Here is a 24070-nt window from a genome sequence, read left to right on the forward strand (position 1 = left end):
TCTCGTTTATAACAAGTGGCACAGGCGAAGCCTGAGACATCTTGTCCTTATCTTCTTCTCTTTTTTCTATCCACAAGATAGTAAAGAGCAAGACAGAAGCAACTGATCATGGAGGCAAAAGCATACCAAATCATATGCGATGCATCCGCTGTATTCACCTTTCGGGACTGTTCTTTTCGAAGAGCGCCTAAAACCTCTCCCAGACGTTTCAACTCCTTCTTTTCCGCTTCCGTCAAAGGACGCTTACGACCTTCTCCAAGAATTTCTCCGATTCGCTTTTCAATCTCTCGGATTCTCTCCGGAATTGTAGGAGTAGGCGGAACATTTTCACCGGGAGTCGGTGTCGGCTCCTCCGGCACATCCGGTACAGTCGGTTTTTCAGGCTCCTGCGGCTTCTCTCCGGGGCCGCCCGGTGTTACTGGCCCTACCGGAATCGGCTTCGGAGGATTTCCTCCCCCACCGCCACCGGAATTCGACTTGTATTGGTTATGAAAGACTATGCTTTCTACCTCTACACCGTCCTTATAAATCTTTCGATCCACAATCAGATTGTAAATATCATCCTCGCTCTGCGTTACGGTGAAGCTAAGCGTATATACGGAAGGATCATAGGTATATCCTGCTATCCCGTCATTTACCTCCTCAACGGTGTAATGGAATACACCGGGCTTGGTAAAGGTAATCGGTGCAAAATCAGTGTGCCCCTCTCCCGCCAGTTCTATCGTACTGCTGTCTGCCGAGCTGCCTATCGGCATAGGCTGTCCACCGGTCTCTTCAGGGCGCAAAGTGAAACGGAACAGGGCAGGCGTTGCAGGACTTGCTCCGGATACCTTCTTTTCCAACTCAATTCGTTCCTCATTCGAAATCGGTTCAAAAGTATTGGTGAATTCCGGCTCATCTCCGGTTACCAAGGCAAAGAGTTTTCCTACACCTATATCTTTTACAGAAATTTTGATTCTTTTTTCCGACTGAGGATCATTTACCACGCCATGGAAGAATCCGCTTTCTTTGACAATGTACTCATATACCCCCTGGTTCTCTATCGTAATGCTGCCGAAGTTTATCTCTCCTCCATCCTTATCGGGATTCGTCAGCGTCATGCTGTCTTCTGTTCCGGCTCCTGCAGGCATGGGCGGAAGTGGAGATCCGTCTTTTCTTACTCTTTCTAAAGTAAAGGAAAAAGCATTACTGATATCCGGTTTCTTCAATCCCGGAGCCGCGGTAAGAATTTTATTCACCTTAAGCTCCATATTCAAGGCGCCGACCACATAGATATTTTTAAAGGTAAGAGGTTTGTCCTTCGTGTATTTTAAGTCTGATACCAGTTTCTTGTGATCCGGGTCCGTCACGGTAATCGTAACAAACTTATCTCCCATATCCTGGCTCTCCACGCCGGCAGCCGCCGCTTTATTCTTTCCCTTTTCTTTGACTTTGAAGGTATACGTTCCCGGCTTCAATAGTCGAAGCTTTTCAAATACCATCAATCCGCCATGATCATCCGGATTCTTCATTGCAGCAACAGAAGTTCCGTCTTCGTTTAACACCGGCTCTCCATCCACTCTCGCCAATTCGAAAGTAAACCACTCTTTAATGGAGGGAGGCGAGCTTCCTTCCTTAAAGTCATAATCCTTTCTTACCGGCAAATCGAAAATGAGCGGTTTTACTAAACGATGACTGCTTATGGACGTTTGAACATCCGGAATTGAGCTTAGCGGTACATCTGCTCCCTTAAACTGAGTGCTGTACATGTACGCCTTATTGTTGTTCACTTTCACTTCCGGGTCAACCTTACTCTTGTCCGTTGAAGCAACCATATTGATTTTTGCCAGCAACAGCCCCTGTTGATCCAGGACAAAGTTCTTCCCGTTCACCGTTTTCCGAAGATCAAATGCCAATGCCTTAATCAACTTTCGATCCACGGTATTCGCACTTTCATTCCCATAGTTCCATACGTGCCAGATTGGGTTAGAGACATCCATCTGCTCTTTGCTTGGCACTACAGTCGCATAGTACACCTTAGGAAGTAGCGTATCCGTATTATTAGGATTCGTTTTATCATAGCTGGGTTTAGTCAGCATGGAACTTATATCTACACCGTTAAAATCTCCGTTTCTTTCCTCCGTATCTCCCAGAACATCAAAAAGTACAATATCCGTGGTTCTGGTAGTTGCCTGGGCCTGATACAGGAGACGATGGCTATAGGGATCTCCCATATAGCTGACATTGTCTGAAAGGAAGCTGGGATCAATAGCGGTAGATACACCATTGGTGAAAGCCGCCTCCAATACGGTTACCGGACCGAAAGGCATCACTCTGTCAATTACGGAAGTCGTGAACCGAGGGTTCTCTTCTGCCGCTTTTTCTTTGATGTCTTTATAGAATGTCAATTTCTCTACACCCGGATTCTTGCCTCTCTCCTCCGAAATGTAGTTTCCGTTCCAGACCGTATTCTTGTCTTTATTGATAAAGCCCAGCGTGTTCTTAACCGACCTTCCTCGATCCACTATATTCGTGTAAGGATTCCAAAGGGTATACATGACCTTCCAACCGCTACGGTTATGGTAAGAGCTCCAAGACTGCAGTCCTTCCGGGATGGTGAAATCGATGATCATCATCGTCTGTTTGGAGCCTTCCCAGTTATCCTCAAAACGAACGGTATAATCATCATTCTTTGTCAGCTTTTCGGAAGAATTATCCAAATCCCAGCCGCCAAGCCACCCCGATACCTTGATGCTATCTTCCTCTACGGATGTACCGGCAGGAAGAAGATCATAGATTGTCCCCTTTTTCAACATATACTTCTTCGTGTATTCCGGTCCCTGTAAGCTGGTCGGCAAATTTCCCATGTTCGACCCTTCTAAATACACGGTCATACTTTGTGCACTTTTCTCCGGATGATCCACAAAATTTGCACTGCTCTTGTACATCACGGAGTTAATCTGCAAGGGCGTTAAGGCATAGCCGACTTGAGGCCAGTACTGTCCAATACGAAGTCTTTGGGGCTTCGGATCTCCATATTGCCTTCCCTCCGCAGTCGCGGCACCGGCAAGGAAGCTGATATTATAGTCATCCGTTCTGGCCATAGTCTCCGAAATGGCATTCTGCATCTCCGGAGTCGGAGTGATTTGCATAGTATAACTTGCATCAAAGCCCGTTCTGTAGTAAGGAGAATTCTGGATAAGCTTTAATCCGACTATCGGCACTCCAAATCTCTCATTCACTAAGGAAAGCTGGTTGTTCGCATCGATTGGCCTGGTGCTGTCATTCGTACTGGTCGTCCAGTTTTCATAACCCGCCTCCGGTCTAAAACGCAAGAGCCCCGAATTGTCATAATACAATTCTCCGTACTTAAAGAAATCCCCTTCCCCGGCTCCTTGTTTTCTCAACCATATCTCTACCGGCGGGTAATTATCCTTCCGCTCTCTCAAGGTGGACTTCTGGTTAAAGGAAACGAGTCCCTGACTGGCTGTCGTATCGACCTTTTCTACATCATAGACTTTCATACCGTCTAAATAAATGCTGCTGTAGTAATAGTCTTTATCCTTCAGTGTGTACTTATCCCCGCGATATACATCGTCCGTGGTATTGGTATTGTTGTCCAGACCTGCCAGATCCGGATTGGCAGGATTGCTATTTACATACTTTCCGTTCAAGGTACTTGGATACTTTATCTTAGAGGATAAGAGAAAGTACTTTCCGTCTGTAAGGGTAACGCCTGAGCCGAACGGTGTTTGCGAATCATTTTTCGTGGTGCTGTAATTCGTACCTCCCGGATCCATGACTACATTTTCATTTTTGGCATTGTACTCAGCGGATAAGGTAAAGCTCTTCGTCCGGTTTCCGTACCGTAAAGGTGCCGGAGTGCCGTCCTTATAGATGGTTTGTAAACCGAAGATATCCAGATAATTCTGTCTCAGATCTACCCCATACTTATTAAAGGAGAACTTTCCTCCTCCGCCCGGACGGGGATAAATCACCATATCCTCATCCGGTCTTACATTGAATGGTCTTTCGTGGCCATCCGCCCAAGTCTCAGTAACATTTATTCGGTTCGTAATCTTCATGCCTTTATCGTAGAGGTCCGTTACTTGCTTCATTTTCGAATAAGGATATCTAAACAGTAAGGCATAGAGCTGTGAATTGTACTTTCCCGAAGGGGCATAATTGTGTCCCGTTAAGTAAGGTTCATTGTCCGGAAGTCTATACAGGCTTGGGTCTTTGGAAATTCCCACTTGTTCCTTTCCTATAGGATTTACAAGGTATCTGTCATTTCCATTGGGATCCGGGTCCGTTCCATCCATATATTTGGCAATGTCCTTATAGCCGTTCTGTGCATAAACCTCAATATTATTGCCTCCATCCTCATTATAGAAATAATAATCCTTTCTATAATCCATGGGCATCTTTTTGGCGCCTACCAGTTCCCCACCGGCAGTTTCCTGCTCCGTCAATGTCGGATCCAGGGCGAACTTATATTTGAAAGGCTGAGAGCTTCCTCTTGCTCTGTCCACTCTCACATACCATACAGCATAAAAATAGTCCTTAGGATCTCCTACGGCAGGGGGTGCTCCCCAAGTAGGATCCCAGTTAAAGAAAACACCGCCGTTCACATCCGCAGTACCGGGCTTAAGCGTTACTTTTGTCTCTTTGACCTCGGTTTCCACATGAACAGACATATCCTGGCTCTTGGAATCGACAGTATTGCCGTTTTCCGTGATTTCCAGGCTCACAGGGAACTTGTACTCATACACTCCCTTAGGCGCGCCGTTCACTATCCGATCTTCCACTTTCAGCATACTGGGCGTCATGTTGTAGCCGATATCCGCCTTAAACAGAACACCTCCGCTAAGATCATTATAGTTTGTTAAATGAAGGTATGGCTCCGTCTTGCCGTCCACCGTCTTCGGCACAACTTCATAGTTAAAGCTGCTTTGTGCATTTGTTGCCGGATACTCGGGAAGGCCGTGAATGATTCCGGGTAATTCCTTGTATACCCAATTCACTCTGTCTGCAGAGACAGTGATTTTATTCTTCTTAAAATAATCATCTTGACTTGGATTGTCACTATGACCGTCTTCCCAGCCCTTGAAGATACGGGCGGGAATATACAGATTTACCGTTCCCTTATTATAGACCGTGTTTTTATCTCCCTTTAAGGTAAGCTCAACCCCTAAAGTAGTTGTATTCACGGCATTGGAATTATTTTCCGGGGGAATAATGCTTAGTTCTGTTTGCTTACGCATCTCCCCATTGCTTCCATCCGTATAACTGTGTCCTGAACTTGCCCTATTTGTTCCCGCATTGGGGTCAGGCGCTTCCTTCCAAAAGGCCTTTAATTCGTGTCCGGCCTGACTTAAATCTCTTTTTCCCCTTCTTCCCATAATAGTGAAGGTACTAAAATGCTTCGCTGAAAAAAGCAGCTTCTCTCCTTCTTCCTTAACAGGGAGAATCTCTGTCGGATGCTCCTCGGAGAGGTGTACAATCTTCAGCTCTTCCGGAGCGGAAAGATCCTGCTCCGCTTCCATTCCGCTCAGTGCTTCCTTAATCTTTTCCGTTTTTTGAAGGGAGATTTCCACCTTCTTTCCATTCTTAGGTTGTACTTCCTTGACTTCTCCGTTTATTTCGCGGTAAAAGGAAATATCCACAGACTCTAAGACTTCTATCTCCGACTCTGCATCAGGATCTTCCTTTTGGAACTCCTTTTCCAACGCTTTCTTTGCTTCCTCTATCTTTTCTTCCTCTTTCACAGGTTCCACCTTCATATAGGTGCCCTCAAAGAAAGTGCCGTCAGGAAAAGACGCCGTTACAGTAAGATCCTCTCCGGCTTGTGCACTAAAAGAAGAGGCTTCCAGGTATTCCGCCTTCTCTTCTTCCTTTTTCTCCTCTTCAAAAAGCTTGGCCTTCTCTTCTTCGCTAAGCTCTTCCTCGGATTTTTGTTCCGAAGAATCTTCCTTCTTATCTTCGGATCCTATAGCCTCATTCCCGCCTTCCGACGAAGAGAGCTCGGTCTTGTCCTTTCCGCCTGTCTCCTCTAAAGAAGATCCCTCTTCCGACTCTCCTGTCGTGTCCGATGAGACTGTCATTTCGGATGTGACCGCTTCTTCAGGTCGATCCGTTCTTTCTTCCGTCTTGACTAAAGCCTCCGTCTCTTCCAAAGACGGCTTCTCTTCGCCAAGATCCAGATGACCTGCGATTTCTTTTGCATTTTCCTCTGCATAGGTTACAGTTTGAACGCTTCCCATAAGCATCAAAAAAGTAAGGAAATATGCCATTCCCCTCTTTGCAAAATGCTTTCTTTTTACACGGCCGCGTGACAAACCGTTCCCGGAAAGGGTAGTTTTCTCTCTTTCCTTCATCATTTTACTCCTCTGCTTTCCCTCGCCTTGTTTACCTTGGTAAACATTGATGGTACATTCCTTCCGTCTTCTCCTATCAGAAGGATTTTTCCGAACTTTATTTTAGTAAAAAAGTCCCTGTCAGTTTATCGGCAAAACTTAGAAAATTATTATAGATAGGATTAGAGAATTCGAACAAAAATTGCCACATTTTACCTATCCTGTTTATTGAATAAAAACATTGAACTTTTAGAGCTTTTCCGAAAGAGCAACATGAAAGCAAATCTGCCCCTTCTCACTCTCCACTTTGATTGTTCCTTTATGCATAAGAACAATTTCCTTTGCAATAGACAGCCCCAGACCGTAGCCGTCCCCTCCGCTATGGGCTTCATCTCGCCGGAAAAACCGTTTGAAAAGATTCTCCTTTTCCTCTTTACTCAGTTCTTTTTCCACCGCATTGGAAACGGAAAGAAGCAAAATATTCCTCTTTTTCTTTAAAGAAAGTACCGTAGCGGTGGGGGGAAGAGAATATTTCAGAGCATTCTCGAGCAAAATGGAAAGAAGTTCCTTCAGCTTGTTTTCATCCCCTAAAGTATGGAGTCCTTTTTCCACTGTATAGTCCAGGCTCTTTCCCTTCTCGAAAAAGAGCGGTTCAAAATACATACACTCGTGCTCTATAAGAGTGGACAGGGCAACGTTTTCCAGCTGACTTCCTCTGTCCTGCCAGCTTTCAAGACGGCTTAAGTCCAGGAGCGATTCCGTTAAATGCTTCATCCTGCCGCCCATTTCCTCGATTCCCCGGATATTCTCACGGATGTTTTCCACGTCTTCCCCCTGAAGAGCGGGAACATTTTCTATCTTCTTTTGCAGGTTTCCCACGTTGTTGATAATCACGGTAAGCGGTGTTTTCAGTTCATGGGAGGCATCCGAAATAAATTGCCTCTGGGACAGCATGGCATCTTTCACCGGAGCCACCGTTTTCCGTACAAAAAATCGCGATAAAACGATAATCACGAAGGAAAGCGCAAAAAACAAAATAAAGAGCACTATGGACAGTTGACGGATGTTCCCGATTTCCTTACTGAAGTCCGTTAAGGCAATTCGATAGGCGGTTTTTCCATCCGGCGGAGCATCTTTTTTACAATAATATTGCAGCTTTCCTCCCTGCATCGAGCCGTAAAAAGACTCCTTTCCCTCCTTAATCCGTGAAAGGGCATCTTGCACCGCCTTCTCTTCAGTATCGCTTTCCAGAAAAAAATCCTCTCCGGAATGTTCCAATATCTCTCCGTTTTCCTTCATAAAAATCTGATAAATCGGGTAAGAATCGGAGGTAGAACGGTCCATCGGTTTTGTAACGGCAGAAGACAACGCATTCCGCATCGTTCTATACAAACTGTTTCTGTTAAAGAAAAACAGAAAAACCAATAAAAACAGAAGCAAAAAGATACTCACGGAAGATAAAAGCAGGGTAAGTTTCTTTTGTAATTGTTCAATCATGCTTTTCTTCCTCCAAATGGTATCCGAGTCCCCGACTGGCCACAATACTGACATCCGAAGAAAGGGACTTCAACTTCTTCCGGAGGAAGCCGATATAGACCTCCACATTATTTTCCGTCGCATCACTCTCATATCCCCAGATTTTTTCCAGAAATGTATTTTTTGTGATGTTATTTTTCCCCTCCGAAAGAAGCAGCTTCATCATCTGAAATTCCTTGGAGGAAAGCCTTATCGTATTTTCTCCGCAAATCAATTCCGAGGAATCCAGGTCTAAGGCCGTATTCCCGAAGCTGATTTGATTCACCTCCTTTCCCTGTCTCCGGAGAAGCGCATTAATACAGGCAAGCAGTTCTCTCTTGTCAAAGGGTTTCGTAAGATAATAATCCGCTCCCGAGTCCAGTCCCTCCACGCGATCCAGAATATCCGACTTGGCGGTCAGCATCAAAATCGGAAGTCCGTTTCGTTCTTTACGAAGTGTTCTTGCGACCTGAAAGCCATTTAACTTAGGAAGCATCAAATCCAAAATCAAAAGATCGAAATGAGCGGAACGCGCAAGCTCCAGGCCTTCCTGCCCATCGTAGGCCGAGGATACCGAATGCCCGGAATCCTCCAATATTTCCTGCAGTGATTTCGCAAGCAACACCTCATCCTCTACGATTAAAACCCGCATACCTACTCCTTTTTCTGCTCCCTTTATCTCGATTTTGACTCTATAGAGAAAACAACGAACTGTCAAGGATTTTAAGGCTTATAAAAAACAGGAATCAGGGAATACAAAGGACAAGTAGCAGGCTATCATTCCGTCCCTCTTCTCCCTTAAGAAAAAACTCCATAAAAGCATTGCTATCTTCTTCCCTTTAGTGTTACACTTATGCAGGTTTTTGGGGAAAGCTCCAAGTTCTTTTTCCCTGTGTCCATGCAGTTTTGGAAAGGAGAGAAAAATGAACGAAAATGAAAGAGTTCAACAAGACTACGTTCAGGAAATTATAGATTTGCTTCGCAGCAGCGAAGATATTGAAAAGCTTCAGGAAAAATTAGAAGAATACCACGCAAATGACATTGCTTCCGCCCTTCCCCTCTTGGAAGAAGACGAGCGAAAGCTTCTTTATAATGCATTGGAGAATGAACGTCTCGGCGAGGTCATGGAATACGCCGAGCACGGCTATCTCTATTTGGAAGAAATGAGCTCCGAAAGAGCGGCAGTCATTCTTTCCGAGATGGAGCCCGATGATGCGGTGGATCTTCTGAAAGAAGCCAACCCCGAGAAAAAAACCATCTGGCTTTCCAAGATGAGTTTAAAAGACCGGAACGAATTGCAGATTCTGGCGGCTTATGACGAGAGCTTCATCGGTTCCCGTATGACCACGAATTTCGTATTTCTGGATAAGCGTTTAAATATCCGGGAAGCCATGCGTTCTCTGATTGATCAGGCGGCCGAGCATGACAATATTTCCAAAGTTTATGTGGTAAACGAAGACGGTTCCTACTACGGTGCTGTAGATTTAAAGGAACTGATTATCGCCCGAAAAGAAACCAATCTCGATGATATTACGGAAACCGGATACCCCTTCGTCTATGCGGATGAGAAAATCGAAGACTGCTTGGAGCGAATCAAAGGCTATGCCGAGAACTCGATTCCTGTCTTAGGGGAAAACAGCATTATCCTCGGTGTCATCACGGCGCAGGACGTTTTGGAAGTTTACGATGATGAGATGGGTGAAGATTATGCTCGTTTGGGAGGTCTTACTGCGGAAGAGGATTTGAATGAACCGCTTATCGACAGTGTGAAGAAGCGCCTTCCCTGGCTTGTGATTCTGCTCTTCCTCGGTCTGGTCGTTTCCACCGTGGTCGGACTGTTCGAAACGGTAGTGGCGCAGCTCACCATTATCATGGCTTTCCAGTCCCTGATTCTCGATATGTCGGGAAATGTCGGTACCCAGTCTCTTGCCGTAACCATCCGTGTTTTGATGGACGAACGTCTTACCGGTAAGCAGAAAATGAGTTTGGTCGCAAAAGAAATGGGAGTCGGCGGATTAAACGGTCTCGTAATCGGCCTCTTTTCCCTGGTCGGCATCGGAGCTTACCTTTATTTCTTTAAGCACCAACCGGCGCACATTGCCATCGCCATTTCTTCTTGCATCGGCTTTTCCCTGATGCTTTCCATGGTGATTTCTTCTCTGGTCGGCACGGTAACTCCTATCTTCTTTAAGAAGGTCGGCGTAGACCCTGCAGCGGCTTCCGGTCCGCTGATTACTACCATTAACGATTTGGTCGGTGTTGTCAGCTACTATGGACTGACTTGGATTTTACTTCTGGAAATCCTGAAAATCTCCGGATAAATTTCTTAATTCCGAGTATAAGAAATTTATATTTAAAAACGACAGATTTGCGTCCTGCACTTCTGTCGTTTTTACTTATAGTTCCTCCTCATTCTGTCGATGAATATGCGTGACATTAAATAGGATGCATATCTTTACTATTTTCAGGGAGGAAAGAAAAAAACATGAAGAAGAAACAAAAAGCGAAGGGGTCTTTTTATGAGAATCTGAAATTAAGACAGAAAATGTCTCTTATTCTCGGAACACTGACCTTTTTTGTTTTGCTTGGATTACTGTATTTCTTAATCCATAGCTTTGAAATCACAATGGATAAGAAGATTGATGCCAATATGGCGGAAAAGTCCGCAGACGCATCTTCAGACTTGGAAGACTTGATGACCAAATTGGATGCTATTACCGATAACATTGAGCAAAGTATCAGCTTTGTCTTTGCGCAAAACGACGAAGTGGGCGGGGTCCCCGGAAATCCGTGGAAAATTCGAGATATTAAAGGAAATGAACAAACGATTACGCCTATGGACAGCGTAAGCTTTCGAAGCCGTGTAGTGAACTCATTTCTGCCCGCATCCCGTTACAATGCGGAAGTCGTTATCTTAAATGCACTCTATTCCAATATGAAAGGAGAAGAAAATCTGGAAGACATCGGCGTTCTTTTCGAGCCGAATGCGTTCTATAAAGGCATTGAAGATTATGCTCCGATTCTTTTAAGATCCGAAGTGGAAAACAGACGAATCATGAACTTCCCCTACGAGAAGTATCAAAACATTGATTATTATACCGGAGCAAAGAACAAGGGCGATACCTACGTTTCTCCGGTGTACAGCGATTCTATCGATCCGACAAAGAAAATGTTCGCCATTACAAAGCCCATTATGGCGAACAACCAGTTTATGGGAGTCATTCTTCTGGATGTAAAAGAAGATATCTTACTGAATATTACCCAGCAGGATCCGGAATTCCCCTCCATGTTTGTGAATCTGATTGACGGGGATGGACTCATTCACAGTAAGGTGGAAGCGGTAAACGGTAAAACCTTGCAGGAGCTTCTTCCGGAGAAGGCTGCCAATGCGATTTCCGAGAAAATGACAGCAAGCAAGCCCTTTACCTTGCAAATCGTAAATGAAAAAGGGGAAGAAAGACGGGAATACTATAACCCCATCGATATGCACGGCAGCACCTGGTGGGTAAGACTGGATATTTCCGAAAAAGACTATGACAAAGAAGTGGATCGTCTTGTAAATATCGGTGCCGTAGCCGGAGTAGCAACCGTGATTCTCTTAGTCATTGTCACCTCTCTTCTCATTTCCTATTTCTTAAAGCCCTTACAAAAGGTTGCGGAAGCGGGCAAAAAGTTGTCTGCCGGAGACTTCTCTATGGATCTCTCCTACAAGAACAACGACGAAATCGGTACGCTTATGCATGCAATGAATGATGTGGTAAACCGAATCCGTTCCATCATAGCCGACCTTTCCGAGAAGCTCAGTGAGCTTGCACAGGGTAATTTCAATATGGAAATGAACAACGAAGAATACTATAGCGGTGCGTATCGTCCGCTCTTCGACTCCATTAACAACATTACCTCCGACCTTTCCGGAACCATGGCGGAGATTCAGCAGAGTGCGGTACAGGTCAACTCGGGTGCCGAGCAGGTAAGTGCCGGTGCACAGGGACTGTCTCAGGGCGCTACCGAACAGGCTTCTTCCATCGAAGAGTTGTCCGCTACGGTAAATGACATCTCCGAGCACATCAAGAGGACTGCGGAGAACACCCGTCTTGCCAATACGGAGGCACAGAACGCCGGTAAGGAAGTCAGCCACTCCGATAAGCAGATGCAGCAGATGAAGGCAGCTATGGAAAACATCAACCAGAAGTCCGGTGAAATCAGTAAGATTATCAAGACCATCGACGACATCGCCTTCCAGACCAATATCCTGGCACTGAATGCGGCAATCGAGGCGGCAAGAGCCGGTGTAGCCGGTAAGGGCTTTGCAGTCGTAGCCGATGAAGTCGGAAACCTCGCACAGAAGTCCGCCAATGCGGCAAAAGACACTACGATGCTGATTGAAGAAACTCTTCAGGCCGTAGAGCAGGGAACCGTCCTTGCGGACAGCACGGCGGAATCCTTACAGAGAGTGGTTACCGGAGCAGGTAAGGTGACCGAATTGGTTAACCAGATTGCCGAAGCTTCCGTAGAGCAGTCCAGAGCTGTAGAACAGGTCTCTACGGGAATCGACCAGATTTCTTCCGTTGTACAGAGTAACACCGCAACAGCCGAAGAATCCGCTGCCGCTTCCGAAGAGCTTTCCGGTCAGGCCAATATCTTAAATGATTTGGTAGGACGTTTTCAGTTAAAAGAAAACTAAAGATATCGTTTTTACGGTTTCTATCATTTATTCAAAAAATGAGATATCGCACGCTTTGTACACGATACTCATCATGAAAAGTACGAAAAAGAACTGCATCCCCTCGGGAGGCAGTTCTTCTGTCGTTTTTGCTTATAGTTCCTCCTCATTCTGTCGATGAATATGCGTTACATTAAATAAGATGCATATCTTTACTATTTTCAGGGAGGAAGGAAAAAAGCATGAAGAAGAAACAAAAAGCGAAGGGGTCTTTATTGGAGAATCTCGGATTAGGGCAGAAAATGTCAATTATCATCGGGATTTTGACCTTCTTGCTTTTATTGGCATTACTGTTTTTTTTGATACATAGCTTTAGATTATCTATGTATAAGAAGGTGGATGCCAATATGGCGGATAAGTCTGCCCAGGCTTCTTACGATTTGGAAGACTTGATGACCAAGCTGAATGCTACAGCCAATAACATTGAAGAAAGCATCAGCTTTGTTTTTGATCAGCATGATGAGGTGGGAGGTGTTCCCGGAAATCCTTGGACTATTAATGATGAGGATGGAAATCCTCAGAAGATTACCCCTATGGAAAATGTATCTTTCCGGAGCCGTGTGGTAAATGCTTACCTTCCTGCTTCCCGTTACAATGCCGAGGTTGTGATTTTAAATGCACTCTATGCCAATCTTAAGACAGAAGAAAACTTGGCGGACATCGGTATTTTATTTGAGCCGAATGCATTTTATCAGGGGATAGAGAATTACGCCCCAATTCTTTCTCGGGAAGATTTGGATAAAAGAGTGATTACAAACCATCCTTATGCCAATTATCAAAATGAGATTTATTATAAGGCAGTAAAAGAAAAAGGATCCACTTTTATTACACCGGTTTATGGAGATATTACAAAGCCGGAAGAGAGAATGTTTGCTATTTACCATCCTATTATGAAGAATAATCAGTTTTTGGGAACCATTCTTATGGATGTAAAAGAAGATATCTTAATGAATATCACCCAACAGGACCCGGAATTCCCCTCCATGTTTGTGAATTTAATTGATGGGGACGGACTCATACACAGCAAGTCGGATGCGGTAAACGGTAAAACCTTGCAGGAGCTTCTTCCGGAGAAGGCAAGTACTGCCATTACCGAAAAGATGGAGTCCAAGGAATCCTTTGCTCTTAATATTGTGAATGAGCATGGACAGGCAAGAAGAGAGTACTATTCCCCCATTGACATGGAAGGCAGTACCTGGTGGACAAGACTCAGTATCTCTCACCAGGATTATAGTAAGGAAGTGGACAGATTAAGAAATGTGGGAATTGTAGCAGGATTTAGCACGGTATTTGCTCTTGCATTTGCATGCGCCCTGTTGATTGGCTATTTCTTAAAGCCCCTGCAGAAGGTGGTAGAGGTAGGAGAAAAGCTATCCGTAGGGGATTTTGACATGAATCTTTCCTATAAGAGCAAGGACGAAATCGGAAAATTAATGCATTCCATGGGAGATGTAGTTTCCAGAATTCGTTCCATTATCGGAGACCTTTCCGAGAAATTAAATCAACTCTCACAAGGAAACTTCAATGTGGAAATGAACAACGAAGAATACTATAGCGGTGCGTATCGTCCGCTCTTCGATTCCATTAACAACATTACCTCCGACCTTTCCGGAACCATGGCGGAGATTCAGCAAAGTGCGGTACAGGTTAATTCCGGTGCCGAGCAGGTAAGTGCCGGTGCACAGGGACTTTCTCAGGGCGCTACCGAGCAGGCTTCTTCCATCGAAGAGCTTTCCGCTACGGTAAATGACATCTCCGAGCACATCAAGAAGACTGCGGAGAACACCCGCCTTGCCAATACGGAGGCACAGAATGCCGGTAAGGAAGTCAGTCACTCCGACAAGCAGATGCAGCAGATGAAAGCCGCTATGGAAAACATCAATCAGAAGTCCGGTGAAATCAGTAAGATTATTAAGACCATTGACGACATCGCCTTCCAGACCAATATCCTGGCACTGAACGCAGCCATCGAGGCGGCAAGAGCCGGTGTAGCCGGAAAGGGCTTTGCTGTAGTAGCCGATGAAGTCGGAAACCTTGCCCAGAAATCCGCTAATGCGGCAAAAGACACTACGATGCTGATTGAGGAAACCCTTCAGGCCGTAGAACAGGGAACCGTCCTTGCGGACAGCACGGCGGAATCCTTACAGAGAGTGGTTACCGGAGCAAGTAAGGTTACCGAGTTGGTTAACCAGATTGCAGAAGCTTCCGTAGAACAGTCCAGAGCTGTAGAACAGGTCTCTACGGGAATCGACCAGATTTCTTCCGTTGTGCAGAGTAACACCGCAACAGCCGAAGAATCCGCTGCCGCTTCCGAAGAGCTCTCCGGTCAGGCCAATATCCTAAATGATTTGGTAGGACGTTTTCAGTTAAAAGAAAACTAAAGATATCGTTTTTACGGTTTTAAAAAGGAAAGCGAGATATCGCAGACTATGCACACGATACTCGTTATGAATAAAGCATGGAAAAGAACTGCATCCCCTCGGGAGGCAGTTCTTTTCTTATATATTCTATTAATCCTGTCGATAAATTATAGGCTTTTTTTATATTCTGTGTGTCTTATGGAAAGCGCACTTCATCTCATTTAAAAAGTCATGCATCCAGTATAGAAGTAGTTTTTTCAAGGAGGAAAGAACAAGATGAAAAAGGGAATTCGTGTGGAGAAGAAGCAGAAGCGTTCCTCCATCAGCACAAGACTGTCTATGATTTTAGGCATTGCCAGTGTTTTGGTGTTTTTGGTCATGAGCATAGCTATCATCCGAACCGGAGAGCATTCCATCAGCTCTGCTTTGGATAACAACTTAAACGATAAGGCCGTCATGGCTATCGGAGACTTGCAACAGGTGATTTCCCGTTTGGAGTCTATTTCCATGACTCTGGAAAACGGCATTCATTCCATGCACAGTCAACATGACAGCATTGGAGCGGCACCGGAAAATCAATGGATTGTAAAAGACAGAGCCACCGGAAATGTAGTGACTAATCCCGGGATGGATGCCACCACTTTCCGCTCCAGAATTGTGAATGCCGCTCTTCCCGCTTCCCGTTACAATGCGGAAACCGTGATATTGGATTCTTTACAATCCGCTTTAACCGACAACAAGGATCTGGTCGGAGCAGGAATCTTCTTTGAGCCGTACGGATTTTCCGATAATGTGTCCGATTATGCCGTATATATGTCTGCAGAAGATTTGGACAAGAAGAGCGTTATGGCTTACCAGTACAGCTTTTATAAGGACTCCTCCTGGTATAACGGGGCGAAGGAATCCGGAGATATGGTCTTAACCGATGTGTACAGTGATACCCTTCATCCGGAAATCCAGATGATCAGTCTGGGAAATCCCATCACCGATGAAAACAATCAATTTGTGGGTGCGGTGATTCTGGATATCAATACCAAAGTATTCAGTACCATTCAGCAGACGGATGCCCGTTTTCCGTCTTTGGCCACCAATATCCTGGATGCAAACGGAAGTTTTTTGTATTCCATGAGGGAAGAGGCAATTGGAAAGAAGCTGGAAGAAGTTTTGGATAAGGATACCTATGAAATGCTTCGCCAAAATATGGATAAGGAGGAAGCCTTTACCGCTACGGTGGTGAATGCAGTGGGGGTAAAAGAGAGAATGTACTTCCGTCCATTAATCATTCACGGTTCCACCTTGTGGTCTATGATTAGTATCGCCGACAGTGAATTTATGGCAGCAAGAAATCAGTTGGTCATCATGTGTGCCGTTTTCAGTATTGTAGGTCTTATGATTTTGATTGCCATCAGCTTCTTCTTGATTAAAAGGGCTTTAAATCCTTTGCTGGGCATTGCATTGGCAGGAAAAGCTGTTGCGGAAGGAAACTTCGATGTAAAGGTTTCCTACGACAGACAGGATGAAATCGGGGATTTGGCAGCTGCCATCCAGAGTGTCATGCAGCATGTTCAGGAAATTATTTCCGACCTTTCCGATAAACTTTCCGAGTTGGCAAAGGGAAACTTCAGGGTTTCTTTGGAGAATACCGAACAGTATCCGGGCGCATATCGTCCGCTCTTAAACTCTTTACAGGAAATCAGCAATGACCTGAATAAAACCATGGCGGAAATTAAGACCAGTGCCAAAGAAGTCAATGCCGGTGCCGAGCAGGTAAGCTCCGGTGCACAGGGACTTTCTCAGGGCGCTACCGAGCAAGCCTCTTCCATCGAAGAGTTGTCCGCTACGGTAAATGACATCTCCGAACACATTAAGAAGACTGCGGAGAATACCCGCCTTGCCAATACGGAAGCGCAGAACGCCGGTAAGGAAGTCAGTCACTCCGACAAGCAGATGCAACAGATGAAGGCCGCTATGGAAAACATCAATCAGAAGTCCGGTGAAATCAGTAAGATTATCAAGACCATCGACGACATCGCCTTCCAGACCAATATTCTCGCCTTAAATGCGGCAATCGAGGCGGCAAGAGCCGGTGTAGCCGGAAAGGGCTTTGCGGTAGTAGCCGATGAAGTCGGAAACCTCGCACAGAAGTCCGCCAATGCGGCAAAAGACACTACGATGCTGATTGAAGAAACTTTGCAGGCGGTAGAACAGGGAACCGTCCTTGCGGACAGCACGGCAGAATCCTTACAGAGAGTGGTTACCGGAGCAGGTAAGGTGACCGAACTCGTCAATCAGATTGCCGAGGCTTCCGTAGAGCAGTCCAGAGCTGTAGAGCAGGTATCTACGGGAATCGACCAGATTTCTTCCGTTGTACAGAGTAACACCGCAACAGCCGAAGAATCCGCTGCCGCTTCCGAAGAGCTCTCCGGTCAGGCCAATATCTTAAATGAATTGGTAGGACGTTTCCAGTTAAAGGAAGACTAAAAATAGGGGATGTAAAACACCCCAAAAGAAAAAAGTGCTCATCTGAGCACTTTTTTGGTATAGTTAATTAATGCTTAAAAATAAAATAGCCTCAGTGATTACACTGCTCGTTTCTTATTCATAAGGAGGAGAACTATGCTTTCCGTTTCTTTAGACTTAATGAAAAAAGCCTGTATGGAAAAAGCAGGGCTGAAGACAATGTCCTGCTCAATCGAAAAACTAAATGCCGAAACTAATTTCCCTCAGATTTTCCGCCTGAAGTCTAACGGGCAAGAATATAAACTATACATTTACAGTGAAGAAGTCGAAGCGCTCTCCACGATTCTTTCTTATGCCCTATTTTCCAACTCCGGAGAAATGCTTTGCATGGCAAAAACCGAGTTTCACTCTCCCGATAATCCCTTTGCTGAGGCCCCCTACTCCCACCTTATTCCCGAAACAAGCTCCTGCGCACTTTGCAAGAAAAAACTCTCCGGAGAATGCGAGGGGAGATAGTCCATTCTACAGCTCCCTAACGCTGTTCCGTACCCGAAGCTTGGTCGGCACCATAATCTTAATATTGATTTCCCGGCTCTCCTGGATTCTTTGAGAAAGTAGACTCACGGCATACTCACCCATAAATTCCATGTAGAGTCGCACCGTCGTTAGAGGCGGCACCATATATTTCGCTCCGGGAATATCATTAAAGCCGATTACACTGATATCCTCCGGAATTTTCAGACCGATCTCGTAGGCTGCCCTGTAGATTCCTGCCGCAATGGAATCATTTGCCGCAAAGATTGCTGTTGGAAGATTCCCTTCGCGATAGAGCTCCGTAAACAGCAATCTTCCATAACGGGCCTCGTGCTGTCCCAGCTTTACATAACGTTCACAGAAGAGATTCTTTTCCTTCAAATAAGCACAGAACTCCGTATAACGCGGGTCTTCGCTTCGTCTGTCGAGCCAGCGCTCCGCACCGCCGCCGATAAAACCGATTTTTCTATGCCCCTTCTCAATCAGAAAATCCAGGAGATCCCGGACTGCATTTTTATAATCCACCGTAATCGTATCACACTGCTCCAAATCCGCATTGCAATCAACCATCACAATCGGTCTGTTCCAGGCGGAAAGTCTCTCCAGCATCTCGTTGGTAAAAGTGCCCGTGCAGATGATTCCGTCCAAGCCTGCTATTTTCTCGGCAGAGTCCGAAAGACCAATCTCCATCATATGGCACTGCTCCTCTTCCAGCTTCTTTTTTATCGCAAGCCGAATACAAAGATAATACGGATCCTCCAACTCTTCTTCCGGAGAATAGGAGCCGAAAATGCCGATTTTCAGCTTTTTACTCTTTTTTCTCGGAGAAGGCATGGTATATTCCAACTCTTCCGCCGCCTCCATCACCCTCTTCCTTGTAGATTCCTGTACATTCAGGGTTTCATCATGATTGAGTACCCGAGAAACTGTTGCAGGAGAAACTCCGGCCCTCTCCGCTATATCTTTGATAGTTGCCATAGTTATTTTCACCTCTCTTAAACAGAGCTACTGTCCTTTTTCTTGAAGGATACCTCCGAAATCATCACCGCCAGTAAAATGGTGACAGAGCCCAAAATCATGCGGCTTGTCACTTCTTCCTGCAATAAAATGACGGAGAAAACGGTACCAAAGACTGCTTCCAGCGATAAGATAATGGCGGATTTTGTTTCATCCACATACTTTTGCGCCCAGGTTTGCAGAAAATAGCAAACTGTCGTACTGACAACTCCCAGATAAAGCATCGCGAGCCAACCGGAAGAAGATACCCCTTCGAAAACTATTCTACCACTAAAGAGAAGGCCGATAAAGGAAAGAATACAGGCCGAAAGCATTTGCATAAAATTGAGAATTGCCGGACGAATTCGATGCACATATTTTCCCGTAAGGTAAATCTGGAAAGCAAATCCTATTGCACAGCCTAAAGTCAAGCTATCTCCCAGTCCAATGGAAAAACCGCTCTGCAGAGAGAGAATTCCCGCACCGGTTAAAGCAAGGATTGCGCCCGCCACACTCTTTAGCTCAACTTTCTTTCTTTCCAAAAGAAAAGCGATAAAAGGTACCATAACGACATTGGTGGCTGTCAAAAACGCATTTTTGGAAGCTGTGGTGTATTGCAGACCCACAATCTGCAGTGCAAAGCCGGAAAATAACGCGCTGCCAAGCAGAAAGCCGCAAAGAATCTCGTCTTTCGTGATTGTCTTTATTTCTTTTCTTGCCAGCATTCCCATGCAAAACGCCCCAATCAGGAAACGTAAAAACATGATTTGAAACGGAGCAAGCGTCTGTAAGGCGATGTCGCTTGCTACAAAACCGCCTCCCCAGATAATAGTAACCGTCACAAGACCTAGAATTCCCAGTATTTTTTTCATTCCTTTTCCCTTTGCCCGAAAGAACAGAGAAGGAACGGAGAAAAAGTCTTTTTACTCATAGCTTCTTTCCCTCGCCCTCCTGTACGCTGAAAATGCTTCCTTCTGCTCTATTTTTTGGAAGAGAAGCTGTAAACGGTAGTCATTGAATCTTGTCTTATTTCGGTAAATTTGCTCCTCTCCGCAGGAATTGCTTCCTACCCCGCTGTGCTTTGCATCCAAGTGCAGAATAATATCTTCCGATTTCCGAATCTCCCCTAAATGCTTTGCCTCTTCCAAGGCTTCTATCGTGTAATGATGTGCGTCAAAACCGATTGGATTCGTACTTACAATCTGCAGGCTTCCTTCGGAATTTCCGAGTGTAATCCACTGTGTTCCTTCGCGATGTCCGTTCTCCTGCGGCATCACATAGTTTTCATGCATCTCCTCTATTTGCTTTTTGTAAATGCCGATTCGTGTATGCTCCTGCACATCCGGGTAATTTTCCTCCGGCCCGAGACCATACCAGGATACTGTAGAAAACTTTCCCGGTACAGAAAGCTCAACACCGATTCTCGGGATGAATTCCGGTGCAAAGCTGCTGTAGCGGAAGCCCTTCATGGATAAATCAAGTTCCACAGAGCCGTCTCTATAAATCTTATAACTGTATTCTCCTTTGAAGCCGAACGCCATGCTTAAGGCGGAGAAATGCGTATTCACAAGAACGCTGTACCCAAATGCCTCCTCTCGGTAGCGGATGCCCTCGAGCTGTTCCTGCTGCTTATGGATAAAGTACTTTTCCTTCCAGTCCTTTACCTTATACATATCGTTATCGATATTTGCCCGAAGCATATTGAGGACAGGACCGCTTGTGATATAGTCTTCTCCGCTGTAACTGAGTTTCTCAAGCTTACCGCTTACCTTATTAAACTGTATTGCAAAGTTTTCATTGCTAAAGGAGAGGGCGGTATTGTTCTCTTCTACGCAAATTTCGGAAGTCTCGGCAATCTCGGAAGTCTCGACAGACTTGACCGGCTCAGTCTTCTCTGCGGGTGCAAGAAATAACTTGTTCTCCCCGAGATTTTCCCTTTCGTAATCTCTTTCTGCACCGCCGTAGCCTTCTTCCTTTAAAACAAACTGCTGCGCGGAAAGCTCTTCTCCCTTTTTGGCAAAAACACTTTCTTCTCGATATAAAATGCGGAAATCAATATAGATTGCATCCTTTTCAAAGCTCTTATTTTCCTGCTGTTTTAGGAGTTCCGGAATCTCCGAAATCCGGAAGCGCGTCGAAGACTGCGCATTCACCACAAGCTCAGGAAGGCTTCCCGTAAGAAGTGTTCTCTCTCCGCTCCAGATTCGATATTCTAAAACCGTATCGCTACTGTCCCGGAAATACCGTTTACTCCGAAGTGCAAATTCTCCCTCAGCCGCATTGAGCATTTCAAGAACCAGCGGGGCAATCACCTGCTTATAGTTTAATAAGCCGGAAGACATGACTTTGTCCGGTCGCAATAGTCCGTCGATACAGAAATTGCCGTTATTGGGTTCGTCGCCGTAATCCCCGCCATAGCAGTAAACGGTCTCTCCCTCTTTTCCTATTTCCTTCAGTCCATGGTCATACCACTCCCAAATAAAACCGCCCTGAAGACGCGGATATTTCTCAAAAAGTGCCTGATACTCTCTTAAGTTTCCGGGTCCATTTCCCATGCTGTGCCCGTATTCGCAGAGAATATGAGGCTTTCCATGGGCATCATTTCCTTCCGCAATTCTCACCATTCCGTCAAGACGCGTATACATCGTGGAATACACATCCGCAATGTCCGCCTTGGCATCACTCTCATAGTGAATAAGACGGGACCGGTCCAGTGCGCGAATCGCTTCCGCCATTTTTACAAAGTTTTGTCCGACCGAAGACTCGTTTCCGAGTGACCACATGATGATTGAGGGGTGATTTCTATGCTCCTTCACCATTCTTACCGCACGGTCGCAGAAAGCCCCTTCCCAGCTTTTAAGGTCGTTCAGCCACTCATAACGCTCGATCCATTCAAAACCGTGGGTTTCCAAGTCCGCTTCGTCAATGACATAAAATCCGTACTGATCGCAAAGGGAGTAAAACCAGCTCGCCTTCGGATAATGGGAGCACCGGATGGCATTGATATTGCAGCGCTTCATTCTGAGGAGATCCTGCTCCACATCCCCTTTTTCTACCGTGAGCCCGCCGGTTGGAGAAAAATCATGCATGTTCACGCCGTTGAGTAAAATAGCTTTTCCGTTTACTAAAAAGTTCTCTCCTTTTACTTCAATACTTCGGAATCCGACAGGCATTGTCACAGCATCCACAATGGCGCCGTCCCTTTCCAGGGCAATCTCAAGCTCATACAGGTAAGGATCTTCCGCGCTCCAGGGATGAACAGTCTCCAACTCTTTTACAAAATTTACGCTTAACCTTCCGGCCTCTCCCTTAGCGAAGCGGACTCTTTCGCGGAAAAGCGGAGTATCTGCCTGATCTTTTAGCAAAACCGTAATAGAAGAACTGTCCTCTTGTGAGCCGCTCTCCTCTTCCAAGGTGTCGTCCTCTTGCAAACTGCTTCTCTCTATCCCTAAATCCACCTTTAGCTGAAGCTTTCCGGATCCGCTTTCATACCGATAATCCGCATAAACTGTGACATCTTTCATTCCTTTTTCCGGAAGGGAAATCAAGTTTACCTCTCGGAAGATTCCGGAAAACCACCACATATCCTGACACTCAAGGTAGCTTCCGTCCGACCACTGGTATACTCTGACACAAATCCTGTTTTCACCTTCACGTAAAATCGCCGTGGCATCAAAGGACGAGCCTAAACGGCTCACTTTACTGTAGCCCAGATGTTTTCCGTTCACCCAAACATCAAAGGCACTGCTTACTCCGTCAAAGCGAAGCAAATACTGCTTTCCTTCTTCCTTCTTCTCCAGATGAAAGCTTCTTCTGTAGATTCCTGAGGGGTTGTCGGACGGCACAAAGGGCGGATTAATCGGAAAGAGATACCATACATCCGTGTAGTGTTTTTGCCCATAACCATAAAATTGCCAGCAAGAAGGTACAGGAATCTTTTTCCATTCCCGATCCTCAAAATCTTCCTCATAAAAGTTTTCAGGGGAGTACTCCGGTGCTTTCAGATAAAGAAAATTCCACTCTCCGTTTAAAGAAAGAACTTTTTCATGCTCCGCTTTGTGGTGAAAGTCCGCCACCGCTTCCTCTCTTCCAATCATGATCAGTTCTTCATTTTCCCACTGCTTTTTTATTCTTTCCATACGATTCCCCATCCCATAAAAAAGTAAATATCACAGACTTCCTTTAATATAGAAAGGGTATCATTTTACTAGTAACGAGTCAATAATTTTAGTAAATATTTTAGTTGGGATTTACGAATTCTTTTCAATCTTTCCTCTTAACGCTTCCAGCACTTCCTCTTCCGGAAAAGCCTGTCCCGTCCAAAGCCGAAAGCTTTCCGCTGCCTGGTAGAAAAGCATGGGGAGGCCGTTCATATAGCGAAGTCCCTTATTCTTAGCCTGTGAGAGCAGCTTTGTCTCCGCAGGATGATAAATGCAATCTGCTACAAAAAGGCCTTTATGGAGCAGTTTTTCGTCCGGAATGAGAGACAGCTTTTCTCCCATTCCCACATTTGTGGAATTGACAAGAATATCACTTTCTTCCAGAAATTCTGCTAAATTTTCCTCATAGGATCCAAGGAAAATGCTCTTCCCGGTTTCTTGTTCCACTTTCTCAATAAATGCCCTGTTTTTTTCAATGGACGAGGCTCTCTGTAAAAGTCGAATTTCTGAAAGCTCGGTGTAAACCGCTCGGGAAAGGACAGCTTTTCCTGCACCGCCGAGTCCCATAAGACAAAGCCTCTTGCCCTGCGTAGAGCCATTCGCATCTTCCAAAGCACGGAAGAAACCGATTCCGTCCGTACTGCTTCCTGTCATTTCTCCATTTTCCGAAAAGATAAGGGTATTCACCGAAGAGGAGAGCCATGCTTCCTTGGAAAGGCTATCGCAAAGCGGAAGTACCGCCTCTTTCAGCGGCATCGTTAAGTTAAGCCCTCCCACGCCCATTTTCCGAAGAGCGGATAAAGTGCCTTCCAACTCCTTCTCTCCCACACGAAAGGCAAGATAACGGGCATTTAGGGAAAGGCGCCGAAAGCCCTCATTATGAATAAAAGGAGACAGGCTATGCAAAACCGGACTCCCGAGAAGGCCATACAGTCTTGTTTCCCCGTCAATTTCCCATTGCTTCACTCTTATCTCTCCCTTCTTTAT

General features: G+C 45.4%; 12 protein-coding genes. 5 read left to right on the plus strand and 7 right to left on the minus strand.

The window, feature by feature from the left end; all coding sequences use genetic code 11:
* Positions 1 to 47: 47 nt before the first annotated feature.
* From HMPREF9624_RS05725 to HMPREF9624_RS05735, 3 genes are all read right to left on the minus strand, one after another.
* A complete protein-coding gene (locus tag HMPREF9624_RS05725) occupies positions 48 to 6359 on the minus strand; it encodes a Spy0128 family protein (RefSeq protein WP_009536929.1) in 6312 nt (2103 codons plus the stop codon).
* A gap of 225 nt (positions 6360 to 6584) precedes the next feature.
* Complete coding sequence (locus tag HMPREF9624_RS05730; RefSeq protein WP_009536930.1) at positions 6585 to 7832, minus strand: sensor histidine kinase; 1248 nt, start codon at positions 7830 to 7832, stop codon at positions 6585 to 6587.
* Entirely contained in the window at positions 7825 to 8502 is a 678-nt protein-coding gene (locus tag HMPREF9624_RS05735; RefSeq protein WP_009536931.1) for a response regulator transcription factor, read from the minus strand. Before HMPREF9624_RS05735 ends, HMPREF9624_RS05730 begins: the two co-directional genes overlap by 8 nt.
* 271 nt (positions 8503 to 8773) lie before the next feature.
* On the opposite strand from HMPREF9624_RS05735, the gene mgtE reads away from it, so the two are divergent.
* From mgtE to HMPREF9624_RS05760, 5 genes are all read left to right on the plus strand, one after another.
* Positions 8774 to 10171, plus strand: a complete 1398-nt coding sequence (gene mgtE, locus HMPREF9624_RS05740) for a magnesium transporter (protein WP_009536932.1) — start codon at positions 8774 to 8776, stop codon at positions 10169 to 10171.
* A gap of 164 nt (positions 10172 to 10335) precedes the next feature.
* On the plus strand, positions 10336 to 12534 hold the full coding sequence (locus HMPREF9624_RS05745; protein WP_009536933.1) for a methyl-accepting chemotaxis protein: 2199 nt from the start codon (positions 10336 to 10338) through the stop codon (positions 12532 to 12534).
* A gap of 221 nt (positions 12535 to 12755) precedes the next feature.
* A complete protein-coding gene (locus HMPREF9624_RS05750; RefSeq protein WP_009536934.1) occupies positions 12756 to 14954 on the plus strand; it encodes a methyl-accepting chemotaxis protein in 2199 nt (732 codons plus the stop codon).
* A gap of 255 nt (positions 14955 to 15209) precedes the next feature.
* On the plus strand, positions 15210 to 17414 hold the full coding sequence (locus HMPREF9624_RS05755) for a methyl-accepting chemotaxis protein (RefSeq protein WP_009536935.1): 2205 nt from the start codon (positions 15210 to 15212) through the stop codon (positions 17412 to 17414).
* A gap of 135 nt (positions 17415 to 17549) precedes the next feature.
* On the plus strand, positions 17550 to 17909 hold the full coding sequence (locus HMPREF9624_RS05760) for a hypothetical protein (RefSeq protein WP_009536936.1): 360 nt from the start codon (positions 17550 to 17552) through the stop codon (positions 17907 to 17909).
* Positions 17910 to 17915: 6 nt separating this feature from the next.
* Here the strand turns inward: HMPREF9624_RS05760 and HMPREF9624_RS05765 are convergent, their stop codons facing one another.
* The 4 genes from HMPREF9624_RS05765 to aroE all read right to left on the minus strand — a co-directional run bounded on the left by HMPREF9624_RS05765 (position 17916) and on the right by aroE (position 24049).
* On the minus strand, positions 17916 to 18905 hold the full coding sequence (locus tag HMPREF9624_RS05765) for a LacI family DNA-binding transcriptional regulator (protein ID WP_009536937.1): 990 nt from the start codon (positions 18903 to 18905) through the stop codon (positions 17916 to 17918).
* Positions 18906 to 18922: 17 nt separating this feature from the next.
* Entirely contained in the window at positions 18923 to 19795 is an 873-nt protein-coding gene (locus HMPREF9624_RS05770; protein ID WP_009536938.1) for a DMT family transporter, read from the minus strand.
* 51 nt (positions 19796 to 19846) lie between these two features.
* Entirely contained in the window at positions 19847 to 23062 is a 3216-nt protein-coding gene (locus HMPREF9624_RS05775) for a beta-galactosidase subunit alpha (protein ID WP_009536939.1), read from the minus strand.
* A 111-nt stretch (positions 23063 to 23173) separates the two neighbouring features.
* On the minus strand, positions 23174 to 24049 hold the full coding sequence (gene aroE / locus HMPREF9624_RS05780) for a shikimate dehydrogenase (RefSeq protein WP_009536940.1): 876 nt from the start codon (positions 24047 to 24049) through the stop codon (positions 23174 to 23176).
* Positions 24050 to 24070 lie beyond the last annotated feature (21 nt).

It is taken from the genome of Oribacterium asaccharolyticum ACB7 (assembly GCF_000238075.1).
Lineage (GTDB): Bacteria > Bacillota > Clostridia > Lachnospirales > Lachnospiraceae > Oribacterium > Oribacterium asaccharolyticum.

What these genes read in the sequence shown, in the direction of transcription:
- HMPREF9624_RS05725 (WP_009536929.1), bottom strand. Translation starts at nt 6,359, where the DNA reads ATGATGAAGGAAAGAGAGAAAACTACCCTTTCCGGGAACGGTTTGTCA.
- HMPREF9624_RS05730 (WP_009536930.1), bottom strand. Translation starts at nt 7,832, where the DNA reads ATGATTGAACAATTACAAAAGAAACTTACCCTGCTTTTATCTTCCGTG.
- HMPREF9624_RS05735 (WP_009536931.1), bottom strand. Translation starts at nt 8,502, where the DNA reads ATGCGGGTTTTAATCGTAGAGGATGAGGTGTTGCTTGCGAAATCACTG.
- mgtE (WP_009536932.1), top strand. Translation starts at nt 8,774, where the DNA reads ATGAACGAAAATGAAAGAGTTCAACAAGACTACGTTCAGGAAATTATA.
- HMPREF9624_RS05745 (WP_009536933.1), top strand. Translation starts at nt 10,336, where the DNA reads ATGAAGAAGAAACAAAAAGCGAAGGGGTCTTTTTATGAGAATCTGAAA.
- HMPREF9624_RS05750 (WP_009536934.1), top strand. Translation starts at nt 12,756, where the DNA reads ATGAAGAAGAAACAAAAAGCGAAGGGGTCTTTATTGGAGAATCTCGGA.
- HMPREF9624_RS05755 (WP_009536935.1), top strand. Translation starts at nt 15,210, where the DNA reads ATGAAAAAGGGAATTCGTGTGGAGAAGAAGCAGAAGCGTTCCTCCATC.
- HMPREF9624_RS05760 (WP_009536936.1), top strand. Translation starts at nt 17,550, where the DNA reads ATGCTTTCCGTTTCTTTAGACTTAATGAAAAAAGCCTGTATGGAAAAA.
- HMPREF9624_RS05765 (WP_009536937.1), bottom strand. Translation starts at nt 18,905, where the DNA reads ATGGCAACTATCAAAGATATAGCGGAGAGGGCCGGAGTTTCTCCTGCA.
- HMPREF9624_RS05770 (WP_009536938.1), bottom strand. Translation starts at nt 19,795, where the DNA reads ATGAAAAAAATACTGGGAATTCTAGGTCTTGTGACGGTTACTATTATC.
- HMPREF9624_RS05775 (WP_009536939.1), bottom strand. Translation starts at nt 23,062, where the DNA reads ATGGAAAGAATAAAAAAGCAGTGGGAAAATGAAGAACTGATCATGATT.